A 12,273-nucleotide genomic window follows, 5' to 3' on the forward strand; every position below is an offset into this window, starting at 1 on the left:
ATCCAACGACGGTAACACCGGATGAACCAGTACCAAGTGTTCCAGGGTACAAGCCAAGTGTACCAACAGTAACGCCAACTAACCCTGGAGTTGATACGCCAGTTAAGTACGTTCCAAATACGGTTACGCCAAAGCCGGCTGATGATCAAACAGCGATTGTTAACTACGTTGACCAAGATGAAAACAACAAGGTAATTACTACTTCTGGTAACCTCGTTGGTAAACCTGGCAACAAGATTGATTACAGTACGGCAACCACGATTGAAGAACTTGAAGCCCAAGGTTACGAATTAGTGAGCGATGGTTTCCCGGCTAACGCAACGTTTGATGATAATACGGACGTTAACCAAGTCTTCACAGTTGTCTTGAAGCATGGTCACGCTCCAGTTGGACCAAATAATCCACATGAGCCAGGTACGCCAGTCAACCCTGGTGAACCAAACGGACCAAAGTGGCCAGCTAAGGATAACTACACGAAAGACTACACATCTACTGTTCACTTCGTGGATAACAACGGTAACAAGATGCGTGATGATGATGTCCAAACTTCAACTTGGACACGGACGTTGATTATCGACAAGGTTACTGGCGAGATTCTTAACCCTAACGAAAACTGGACTTCTGATAAGGACAGCTATAACGAAGTTAAGGTACCAGTAATTAATGGTTACGTTGCGGACAAGGCTAATGTTCCAGCCAAGAAAGCAGTTCAACGAAACATTGAAGATACAGTAACCTACACTAAAGTTGGTAATATTGTCCCAGTTGATCCAAATGGTAACCCAATTCCAAATGTACCAGTTGTGCCATACACGAATGATCCAACGGATCCGACGAAGGTCGTACCAAACGAACCGGTACCAACAGTTCCAGGAATGACGCCAAATGTCACGACCGTTACACCGGATCGTCCAACAGTTGATACTCCAGTAGTCTACACGACGCCAACGCCGGTAACACCAACTACACCGACTAAGCCACAAGCTTCAACCACGCCAGAAACTCCTGCCCAGCCAGCAGAACCGGCAACACCGGCTGCACCAACAGCTGAAACGCCAGTACCGGCTAAGAAGGCACTAACTCAACCAGCAGCTAAGCAAGAAGCTAAGAAGTTACCACAAACTGGTAACGAAAATAGTAATTCAGCAGCAGCTCTTGGTTTGGCCGCCCTCGGATTGACAGGAATTTTGGCAGCAGGTAAGAAGCGGCGCAAAGAAGACTAAAAAGGTTTCGTTAAATAAAAACTAGTTATGCGGAGAGTTGTGGTTAATTTGAAGATGGTTTATTGCAATGACTTAACAAACAATGCAATGGATAGTGGCTTAACAGATTCATAGCAACAAACTCGAAGCAGAAGAAAAAGCTCACGGCAAAATGTCATGGGCTTTTTTGTTTGGCGTTGGAAGAATCTAGTTTGTTTTCCCGCTACCTTAATAAAAATATGCTGGAACTGTTTTCATTTATTGTGAAGTTAATCCAAGAGTGAATAAAAGCAACATTAAAATTTGATGAGCAAATATCATTGACTTTTAATATTAGCTCGATTAAACTAACAACAATCATTAAACAGAAATAAATTAAAGGAGGCGTTAATGATGGAAAATCAAGTTAGCAATACTAAAGCTAATGCAACATATCAAAATTCATCGAAAGTCAAGGAAGTGGCTTATCGAATTTTTGCGGCGGTGGCAAATGCTATTTTAGTCATTCTTGGTGGCGGCCTGTTAGTTCAAACAATTGGTAACTTGACGGGGATTCATGTACTGACATTAGTCGGTGCAGAAGCTCAAGTATTATTAGCGCCTGCGATTGGGGTTGCAGTCGCATCGCAAATGAATACTAATACATTGGTTACATTTGCATCCATGATATCTGCAACTGTTGGAGCAAACAGTGTTCACTTTACTACTGCAACGGTAAAAGGAGCAACGGCTACTGGGCAAGCCGCGGTAGCAGCAGTCGGTGCACCAGTTTTTACCACTGGACAACCCGTTTCGGCAGTTTTAGCCGCAGTTGTTGCCGTTTTAGTTGGTAAATACCTGACCGGTAAGACACCACTGGATATGGTATTGGTACCGTTTGGAGCTTTAGCAGTCGGCATTGGCTTTGGTTTAGTTGTTGCGGCGGTTGTAACCCCTGCATTATTAGCAGTATCTGCATATATTGCACATACAATGCAGGTATCACCGGTTTTAGGATCAATGGTAATTTCCGTTGTGTGGGCCCTATTTCTGATGACACCTGCCTCGTCAGCTGCCTTAGCGGTTGCTTTGATGCTTGATCCAGTATCATCAGCGGCAGCATTGATCGGGACCACTTCACAATTTGTTGCATTTACTGCGATGTCATTTCGGCAAAATAACCTTGGCGCAAATATTGCCCAGGGGCTTGTAACTCCTAAAGTTCAGTTTCCTAATTTATTGATCAACCCCTACCTATTAGTACCATCAGTTGTTTCAGCAGCTGTTTGCGCACCGGTTGCAACTGTACTATTTGGTTTTCGGTCGACTTATACGTTAGGGGGACTTGGACTTAACTCCTTGATTGCACCAATTGCTTACCTATCACGAGGATGGGCACAATTTGGCACGTATATGCTATTTGGCGTGCTTGTTCCGGCTATTCTCTCTGTTACTTTATACCTTTTCTTGAAGAAGACCGGTTTTATTGGTGAAAAACAGCTCCATCTAGAATTGGTATAGGTATTCTTATAATAAAAAAAGGTTGTCTTATTAACCCGCGTGGTGAAAAGGCAACTTTTTTAGTGCAAAATTTAATTTTTAACGTATTTAAATAATAGGGGGATATTATGTGTGAGGTGACCTATGAAAAGTAACAGCAAAGAGCGATTAGCAGTAAGAAGATGGCAAAAGGCAGGACTAACGAATGATTTCATATTTAATAAAGTATTTCTAGAACCAGATTTAACACAGGAATTACTCCAGCGGATATTTCCAAAGCTAAAATTAGGAGAAATTTCGTTATTGAACAGTCAACAGGAATTTAAGACGACCTTTGAAGCTAAAACAGCCCGGTTTGATATTTATGTCGAAAGTGGTAAAGATTATCGATTTGACGTTGAAATGCAGGTACGTAACTATCATGACCTTTATCAGCGTAATTTATATTATTTGTCTAGTATGATCAGTGATAGTATGGAGCATCGGCAAAACTATGCTGAGATGGGGAATTCATATGTTATTTTCTTTTGCGATTTTGATCCGTTTGGCGATGATGACCAATATACGGCATTTGAGTTTAGAAATTTGCGCCACTTAAAGCGCCACTACGGTGAAAATGCTAAAGTCCTATTTTTTAACATTAGTAGTAAAAAGAAAGAGGTGAATCCGGCGCTACAAAATTTTATTGATTTTGCGGCACAACGAGAATTTGAGAAAGAGGATGATTTTATCGTACAATTGAAGAGAAGGATAGCATATGTGAAGCAGAATCGAAAATGGAGGTTGGAGTTCATGAGACGTTCAATTTACGAAATGGATATTGAAAATGAGAAGAAATGGGCGGTTCGTGAAGGAATTCAAGAAGGAAAGAAAAAAGGGATAGAGGAAGGAATTCGTGAAGGAAAGCGTGAAGGAAAGCGTGAAGGAAAACGCGAAGGATTAAAAGAAGGAATGGAGAAAGGTCAAAAGCAAGAGAGAGTTACAGGTATCTTGACGTTAATTAAATCGTTGAAGAGTTTAAATATTGATGTAAATGTAATTAAGCAACAACTCGCGCAAAACTATAATTTAACTAATGATGAGATTCAAGATTATTTGAATAAAGTAAAGTAATTTCAAGGGCTTCATGAGTAGGGGAAAGGTGACTACTAATGGAGCTTTTTAGATTTAGCTTCATTCAAGGAACTGCTATTGTGGTGATTAATGAATGTGATACAATAGATAAGAATAAGATTATAGATAAGTCTGTCTATAATGATGGCGGAGAACGAAGCCAATCAGTAGAAAAGTTAGTATCAAGCTTTTCTATAAGATAGTTCAGATTTAGATGAAGGAGTTTTATGCTATGATTCAAACAATTGATTTGAAAAAAGGTATGGTTTTTGAACGTGACGGTAAGTTATTAAAGGTTCTTCAAATTAACCACCATAAGCCTGGTAAGGGTAACACTTTAATGCAAATGGACATCCAAGACCTTCGCTCAGGTTCAATTGTCCACACTACAATGCGTCCATCTGAAAAGGTTGAACAAGTTAACGTTGATAAGCGTTCTGCTCAATACCTTTATGATGAAGGTGACTCAGCCGTATTCATGGACCTTGAAAGTTACGAACAATACAGTTTAAGTCATGATTTACTCGGTGATGATAAGAATTACCTTGTAGAAAACATGAAGGTTATTTTAAACTTTGTTAATGGTGATATCATCGGAATTGAATTACCAACAACTGTTGAATTGACTGTTGCACAAACTGAACCAATGATTAAGGGTGCAACAATTGATGGTGGTGGTAAGCCAGCCACAATGGAAACTGGTTTAGTAGTTAACGTTCCGGCATTCATCAAGAACGGTGACAAGTTAATCATCAACACTACTGATGGTAGCTACAAGTCACGCGCTTAATTAATAAGCATGACTAATAATAAGCTGGGGAACTTCCCCGGCTTTTTGTGTACTATGGGAGAATAGAAATGAATAAGAAAATAGGAATGCTAATGGCAACCGGGATGAGTTTATTATTAGTGGGTTGTGGTAATCAAAATAATAAAAGTACTGCCTCTTCCTCTTCGTCAAGCAATAGTTTATTGACAGCAAAAAGTAGTGTTCAAATTAGCAGTAACAATTTAACGCCTCAAGAGACAGTTAGTTTAATTAGTACTTATTGTGGTTTGCGATATGGAGGAGAATGGGCGGCGATGGTTAAGCAGGCTCATGAAAATGGATTACAAGTAAATCTCTATCCAAGTTCAAAATATCGATTAAGTGATAATGGTCAGGGAGTAGCCTATGATGTGACGGCTGGTGGAAAATCACAAGGGCTTGTTTACACGGTGAATAATGATGATATCAATATTTACCAAAATGTCACAGCAAATCGGAAAAATACAAAAATAGCTACGGTATCAAAGGCTGCTATGGCAAGCTATGTTAATCAAAAGAAACAGGGAAAGTTGGTTAATGATTTAGCAGCCAAAGCCCAGGTTGTGGACAAGCGCAATAGTAATACATCGAGTGTAGATAATGATGAAAATGATCATAAGTATGGCCGGCTGGGGGTAACTAGTGTCCCGAGTGAAATGCAGGGAACGTGGTATTCAGCTGATAATGATGCTGATTCAACAGTGGTATTTAGTGCTCATTCTTGTACTTATCAAGATAAGGATAGTCAAGGGACAACTAATTTATACAAGCAAGATCCTCATTTCCTAGATAATGAGGACACTTATCTTAGTAAGCAGGTTCAAGACGCAACAAAAGATTGGGGCCGAACATCTTTCTTTAATCTTGATGGTTTGCGCTGGCTCAACATTAGGGGATGGACACAAACAGCTGGTGATGGCTCTTCATATGCTGTTAAAACTGAAACAGTTGATGGTAAACCAGTCAAAGTTTTAGTAGCCGCAGGTGGTGCTGGAAACTGGACTGAAGCTGTTTACTACCAGTCAAAGGAAATGGCACAGCAAAACGCCGATAAAAAGTTTGATGATCTTCATTACATGGATGATGAATAAAATGAAAAAATGCTGAAGAAAAGACAAGCAAGATTGCTACCTTTCTTCAGCTTTATTTGTTTAAAGTAAATCAATAAAGTGTTGAGTTACTGCTTTACGGTGTGCTTTTTTAGGCCAAACAAGTTGAACTTTTGAATGCCAAGGAGCATAGTTTACTGCCTTTACTGTTTGATTAGCGTATTGTTTAGCTATGGATAAAGGGACTAATGCAATTCCCATTCCACAATCTGCCCATAAAATTGCCGTTCGTGCGTCATCACACTTTACTGCATAGTAAGGGGTAATTCCGTGCTGGGCAAAAGTGTCATTAAATATTGATTCAAAGCGGCGGTAAAGAATAAGTGGCTGGTCAGTAAAGTCATTAATAGAAAAGTTTTCTTGTTTAAACTTAAATTTGTGGTGATTATATACAGCTGCCATTTCATCGGTAGCAAGGTCCTTTTTAGCGAGGCCCTGCATATTAAAGGGGGTCCGAACAATTGCGAAATCAACGAGGTTACTTTTGAGCTTATCAATCAGGCCAAGGGTGTTATCTTCAATAATCTCAAATTTAATATGTGGATAAAACGCAGTGAGTCCTGTTATCTTTTCGTTTGGGATAATATTGCCGGCAGAGGAAATCAGCCCCATTCTAATTGTTCCGCTAACTCCCTTCTTTTCATTAGCTAATTCTTCATTAGTCGCTTTAGTGAGGTTAACGACTTGTTGGGCGTAACGATAAAATATCTTTCCCGCTTCAGTAAGAGTAATTCCATGCGCTTCTCGGGTGAATAATTTAGTTCCCAGTTCCTTTTCTAGCTGCTTCATTTGATAAGAGAGGGGTGGCTGAGCGATATAAAGTAATTTTGCTGCTGAGGTTAATTGTCGTTCTTGGGCGACAACGATGAAATATTGAAGTTGTTTTAGATTCATATTTTCTCCAGATATTTAATTTTTTAATATCTCATATTTTAAAATGGTATTTTATTAATTACAAGCGAGTAGATAAAATGGAAACTAGAATTAACTAATTATAAAAAAGGGAGAAGCCGATGAAAATAAGAAATCACTGGTTATGGTATTTGTTAGCCTCAGTAGCAGCGTTGATCCTTGTCACATTAGGTTACGCATATAAAAGTTGGCATACAACAACGAGTTCGATTATGACGAATACAAGTTCAGCATCAGCGCAAAAAGTAAAGGATGGTCGTCCCTTTAGTGTGTTGATAATGGGAACCGATGTTGGGGCGCTTGGCCGGGGTACTAGCTATGCGGGAAATACGGATACGATGGAACTAATTACTGTTAATCCAAGCAAAAAGAAAATGACGATGATTGCAATTCCGCGAGATACCCTTGTTAAGGTTGATACTAAGAAAGGGGCTGACTATGTAAAAATTAACGCAGCCTATGCAATTGGTGGGGCAAAGCAGGCTAAGAAGCAGGTTTCTGAACTACTTGGGGTACCAGTCGATTATTATGCACTAATGAATATGGGAACCTTAGAGAAAGTAGTAAATGCTGTTGGCGGAGTAGAGGTTAATAATCCGTTTGCGTTTACCTATGAAGGACACCACTTTAAAAAGGGATATCAACATCTGGATGGAAAAACGGCGCTAAAATATTCGCGGATGCGTTATGATGATCCAGATAATGACTACGGGCGACAGCGACGTGGCCAACAGGTAATTCAATCGGCAGTTGACTCCTTTAAGAAGAAGGGTTCAGTTGCTGCAGCAAATAAAATTATGACAGCTGTTCAGGATGGTGTTCGGACAGATGTTCCAGTTAATGATATTGCAAGTTTATACCTTAATTATCATCAGGCAATGCAAAAAACAGATAAAGTCCAGTTTCGCGGAAAAAATGCAATGATTGAAGGCACATCATTTCAAATAGCAACGCCAAGTGAGATAGACCGTGTTTCAAAAATAACTCGTCAATCACTAGATCTTCCAGTAAAAGATAAGATAAATAATAATGAAACGGCAATGTATAACCTTCAAACAAATTGGAATGGAATTAATAACTTGAATTTCGTTTTACCACATCATGCAAAATATAATCAGCCAGGAAGCGGCTATTAATAAAAAACGCAGCTCTAGTAAATTACTAAAGTTGCGTTTTTTTATTTATTGAATTAACCAGCCAAGGGGCCAAGAGAACCATTCGAAAATCTTGTCTACTTTTCGTTGGCTGATTTTTTTATTTGTTGCTAATACTTGGAAAGTCACTTTTTCTTCTTTGAATAGTTTGGGAATTGGGAAAAAGCCGTTACGCTTGTAAAAATTAAGCCGCCGCAAACGTTGCTGGTTATTAGCAGCTGCTGGATCAGGTCGTTCGATATCAAGAACTAATGAATCTTGAGGATAAAGGGTCCGGAGTTCATTGATAATCCGTGTACCATACCCATGTGAACGAACCTGGTCATTTACTGCGAGATATAAAATATAGTGCATTCCGTGACTGTGAATAACGTAAGCAAAGCCAACAAACTGCTCGTGGTCAAAGAAGGCCATGAAGTCTGCACGTTGGTACTTACTCTTGAGGAGAAGCCACGTCCATGGTTCTCGCTCATATTTCGGAAATGCGTGCATATATAATTGTTTAACTTGTTTATATTCTTTTAAACTCAACCTCACGGGCTGTATGTCTAAATCCAAAAAATATCACTCCTTATGAATAAATAGTTTACCAGAAAATTTACTAATAGACAATTTGAAATCAAACGTTTGTTCTGGCATAATAGTAAAGTTAATTTATGAGGAGGGGGAAAATGACAAAAATAGTAGCATTAACACAGGCTGAACGGACTAACATTTTAAATCAGCTTTCACCAATGCAGGTTGAAGCGTTGAACGAATTTACCCGATATGCAATGCTGTCTAGGTTTCATACCCGTCACTATCTGCGACAAACCGATTGGGAATTTCAGGGGATGGTAATCGACCCTTGGTATGATCGTCGCCATGAGCATCGTGGCGATAATCTTTACTGCGATTGTGGTCGACGACTAAAGAATCAGTTTATCCTTCGATCGAAAACGACGGGGCATCATCTTTTTTTAGGAATTTCCCATTTTCAACAGCACGCAAGTATTCCGGCGAAGGTAGAAAGAGAAATTCGGGCGGGTATCAATGAGATAAATTTGTATATGGATGGCATTTTAGTGTTGTATCAGGCTAAAAGAGAGTTTCCGACAGCGATGTTTCAATACGTGGTTACTCATCATGGCTTTAAAAATCAAGAAGGAACGATTCTTTACCAACGTTGTAATTTGTTTCGCCATGTAAACCTGCCGCTTCACCCACGCGATTATGAAGAACTGAAAAAACGATATTTGCAATTAAAGGCCGGAAAAATACATCGGTTAACCAAGAAAGAAATTACCAATTTATTACAAGCTATCGCAGATGATTGGCGACAAGTAGATCAGCAAATTATTCTTTTTAATTATCAATTGCGCCAGGAAAGCATACCGCCTCAAAGCATTCAGCGGATTAAAAGTAATTCGATCAATTATGCTTTGCAACGCCGCCATACTCGTTTCTTTGTAACTAATTATAAGCATATAAAAGATTTAACTTTAACTAAGGCACGAGCGCAATTGGCAATAAAGCTTCGCCAGTTATCCTTTTATATTCAAATAATGGATGACCGACCACGTGCAAAATATCTTTGTGATCAGGCCAGACAGATAATGATCGCTCATGAGACATCGGTTAGCAATTCACACTTCTTTGGTATAAAAGAAGCAAAGAGTCTAATAAATGGAATGAATGTATGTTAGTAAGTCATTAAATTAACACATTATTTGTTAATGTATTTTTACTAATAAAATGATAAATGAATAGGTGGTATTGCTTTGTCCACAATTACGATCATGCTATAATCAACTACGAAAGTTGCATAAAAGATTTCATTGTGGGGTGAAACAATGCTAAATAATAATTATCGTCAAGGAATTGAATATCCGTTAAGCATTCTTCGAGAAAAAGAGTTTCCACAAATTTTATTCTGGTTAGGAATTAAGCCCTTAAATTTTGAAGACTTACAAGAGTTAGTGACTGGTGTTTCGATAAATCGATTGATAAGCGTGATTGAGGAATTACAGGATCATTATTTAATCAGTCCAATTAAGAAGGCTGAATGTTTTACGCTTACAAACGGTGGAGCAGAGTTGGCACGACTTGTTACCTCATTAGGTGTATGGGGACGGCAACAAATGGATGAGAACACAGGAAATGATTCACAAAGAGTTATTTTGCCCGATTCATCAATGAACCAAAGTGACCTGTTAAAGTATCGTAAAGAAATGAGTCAATATATTTAGTAACGAAACGCATTTCAGTGATTTTTCTTCCAATTAGACAATTTTTTGCTGGTGTTTTATATAATTAGACATTTAGCAAGAGAGGGTTCATAATAAAGGCGCATTTTGTACAAAAGGGAAGTAACGGATAATGGGAAAGCCAATTATAACGTTTGACCTTTATGGAACCTTATTGGACCCGACTAGTATCTATCAACACATTGATGACGTTTGTGATGATAATGACTTACCGGCAAATAAGGTAAAAAATTTGTATACAACTGATCTTATGCTCTTTGAAGGACAGGATGATTTTCTCCCCTTTGAATCGTTACTTCAACAGGTATTAGAGTATATGGATATGCAGTTGGATACGCATGTTTTTGCTTCAGAATGGGTTAATTTTTTGATTGAACATATCGGAATGAAACCATGTGCTGGTACCTTACCTGTTTTGACCAAATTGAAGCAGCATGGCTATCAATTAGTTGCTTTGGCAAATAGCAGTCAAAATTTAATAAAGCAGCAAAGTAAACAGTTTGCAGGGCTTATTGATGATTTTATTGTATCTGATGATTTAGGTTGCTATAAACCTTCACAGAATTTTTTTACTAAAACTAGTCAAAAGTTTGGCTTTGATAAACGATTGCATTACCATGTTGCAGTAAATTATTGGACTGATATCATTAGTGCACGTAAGGCAGGATGGCCTACTATCTGGATTAATCAAGATGATTTGGGCGCACCCCGATCACGAGAGCAGCCTTTAATTGTCATTAATACGCTGAGTGAACTTTTAACAATTCACTTATAAGTTTTTATATTATTTATTTTAAATAAAAAGATAGTTATAACTTGATTACTGAGATACCAAGGGTATACCCGTGGTATCTCTTTTTTGCTTTGAAAATATTTTTAAAAATATAAAACTTATTGCTTGTATTTAAATGTATAAATAGTATTATAAAAGTGAATATCAGCGGGCGTGATTAACAAAAATTATTCATGTGTTGATAATCTTATTTCAAGAGAGGAGGAAATAAATTGCATATAAATAGTGGTGATACAGCCTTTATGATGCTTTGCACAGCGATGGTTTGTTTGATGACGCCGGGCTTAGCATTCTTCTATGGCGGATTGGCGCGTAAACGGAGCGTCCTCTATATCATGATGCAATCATTTATTTCGATGGGGATCGTTACTTTAATTTGGGTTTATGGAGGTTTCGGTCTTGCATTTGGGAAAGATGAAGGTGGAGTAATCGGTCGCATATCTGATTACTTTGCACTTGTTCACGTTGGTCTGGTTCCTAATCCAGTCCATGCTGCATCGATTCCTTTTGCCTTATTTTTCTTATTCCAGTTAATGTTCTGTGTAATTACAGTTCCGCTTATTAGTGGGGCGTTTGCCGAACGACTGAATATGAAGGGATACATTCTCTTATTGATTTTTTGGACGTACCTTGTTTACATTCCAGTTTGTCACTGGGTATGGGGTAATGGTTTTCTTGCTAAGTGGGGCTTTGTTGACTTCGCCGGTGGAACCGTTATTCATACCACGGCTGGATTTGCGGCGTTAGCAAGTATCATTGTGCTTGGTAATCGTAAATTGAAGCATGCGGGAATGAAACCAAGTAACTTGATGGCGGCAGCTATCGGGACTGGCTTACTCTGGTTTGGCTGGTTTGGTTTTAATTCCGGTGGTGCATTAAAGGCCGGTGCTTTAGCAACTAAAGCCTTTACTAATACTGCAATCGGGTTAGCAAGCGGTATGGTTGTATGGATTCTTTATGCTAAATTTGTTCGTGGGAAATTTGACTTTATCGATGTTTTAACAGGATCAGTTGCTGGTTTAGCAACAATTACGCCTTGTGCTGGATACATTAATCCGGCATCAGCAGTCTTAGTTGGCCTAGCCGCGGGGATTATTTGTAACCTTGCAGTTAGCCTTCAAGAAAAGATCGGCTGGGATGACGCTCTTGGTGTATGGGGTGTCCACGGCATCGGTGGTTTTACCGGAACAATTTTAATTGGGATCCTGGCAGACCACACAGTAAACGGTATTGCCGGCAGCGGTCACCAATTCTTAATCCAAACTGGTGGTGTTATTTTAGTCGCTGCATATTCGTTTGCAATTACTTTTATTTTGCTCAAGATTTTAGGATCAATTACTAATATTCGTCCAACGGATAAGGTTATTTCTGAAGGACTTGACCAAACCTTATTGAACGAAACAACATACAATATCAATTAAGACTTTGTTGATAGCTCGTCTCAATGAAAGGAGGCG

At 38.8% G+C, this 12,273-nt stretch carries 12 protein-coding genes; 10 read left to right on the forward strand and 2 right to left on the reverse strand.

Going from position 1 to position 12,273, the window contains the following annotated elements:
• The 5 genes from H5S39_RS08975 to H5S39_RS08995 all read left to right on the forward strand — a co-directional run.
• Positions 1-1,223 (forward strand): mucin-binding protein (locus H5S39_RS08975; RefSeq protein WP_182596832.1); only part of this gene is annotated, 1,223 nt, incomplete at its 5' end.
• A gap of 369 nt (positions 1,224-1,592) precedes the next feature.
• Positions 1,593-2,702, forward strand: coding sequence for a PTS sugar transporter subunit IIC (locus tag H5S39_RS08980; RefSeq protein WP_182596833.1), 1,110 nt, complete (start codon positions 1,593-1,595; stop codon positions 2,700-2,702).
• Positions 2,703-2,825: 123 nt separating this feature from the next.
• Positions 2,826-3,794: an Rpn family recombination-promoting nuclease/putative transposase gene (locus H5S39_RS08985; protein WP_182596834.1), complete on the forward strand. Its 969-nt coding sequence runs from the start codon at positions 2,826-2,828 to the stop codon at positions 3,792-3,794.
• 232 nt (positions 3,795-4,026) lie between these two features.
• Positions 4,027-4,584 carry an elongation factor P gene (gene efp, locus H5S39_RS08990; RefSeq protein WP_182596835.1) on the forward strand — a complete coding sequence of 186 codons (558 nt, stop codon included), beginning with the start codon at positions 4,027-4,029 and terminating at the stop codon, positions 4,582-4,584.
• Between the two features lie 68 nt (positions 4,585-4,652).
• Positions 4,653-5,693, forward strand: a complete 1,041-nt coding sequence (locus H5S39_RS08995) for a hypothetical protein (protein WP_182596836.1) — start codon at positions 4,653-4,655, stop codon at positions 5,691-5,693.
• 60 nt (positions 5,694-5,753) lie between these two features.
• On the opposite strand, the gene H5S39_RS09000 is transcribed toward H5S39_RS08995, so the two are convergent.
• Complete coding sequence (locus tag H5S39_RS09000) at positions 5,754-6,605, reverse strand: LysR family transcriptional regulator (RefSeq protein ID WP_182596837.1); 852 nt, start codon at positions 6,603-6,605, stop codon at positions 5,754-5,756.
• Positions 6,606-6,724: 119 nt separating this feature from the next.
• Between H5S39_RS09000 and H5S39_RS09005 the strand changes: the two genes are divergently transcribed.
• Positions 6,725-7,759 carry an LCP family protein gene (locus H5S39_RS09005; protein ID WP_182596838.1) on the forward strand — a complete coding sequence of 345 codons (1,035 nt, stop codon included), beginning with the start codon at positions 6,725-6,727 and terminating at the stop codon, positions 7,757-7,759.
• A 45-nt stretch (positions 7,760-7,804) separates the two neighbouring features.
• Here H5S39_RS09005 and H5S39_RS09010 read toward each other — a convergent pair whose 3' ends face one another.
• Positions 7,805-8,335, reverse strand: a complete 531-nt coding sequence (locus H5S39_RS09010; protein WP_182596839.1) for a GNAT family N-acetyltransferase — start codon at positions 8,333-8,335, stop codon at positions 7,805-7,807.
• 113 nt (positions 8,336-8,448) lie between these two features.
• Here H5S39_RS09010 and H5S39_RS09015 point away from each other — a divergent pair, with 113 nt between their 5' ends.
• From H5S39_RS09015 to H5S39_RS09030, 4 genes are all read left to right on the forward strand, one after another.
• A complete protein-coding gene (locus H5S39_RS09015) occupies positions 8,449-9,462 on the forward strand; it encodes a hypothetical protein (RefSeq protein ID WP_182596840.1) in 1,014 nt (337 codons plus the stop codon).
• A 147-nt stretch (positions 9,463-9,609) separates the two neighbouring features.
• Complete coding sequence (locus tag H5S39_RS09020; protein WP_182596841.1) at positions 9,610-10,005, forward strand: hypothetical protein; 396 nt, start codon at positions 9,610-9,612, stop codon at positions 10,003-10,005.
• Between the two features lie 130 nt (positions 10,006-10,135).
• Positions 10,136-10,798, forward strand: a complete 663-nt coding sequence (locus tag H5S39_RS09025) for an HAD family hydrolase (RefSeq protein ID WP_182596842.1) — start codon at positions 10,136-10,138, stop codon at positions 10,796-10,798.
• 260 nt (positions 10,799-11,058) lie between these two features.
• Positions 11,059-12,237, forward strand: coding sequence for an ammonium transporter (locus H5S39_RS09030; RefSeq protein ID WP_231832886.1), 1,179 nt, complete (start codon positions 11,059-11,061; stop codon positions 12,235-12,237).
• Positions 12,238-12,273 lie beyond the last annotated feature (36 nt).

Source organism: Limosilactobacillus rudii (assembly GCF_014145455.1).
Classification (GTDB): Bacteria; Bacillota; Bacilli; order Lactobacillales; family Lactobacillaceae; genus Limosilactobacillus; species Limosilactobacillus rudii.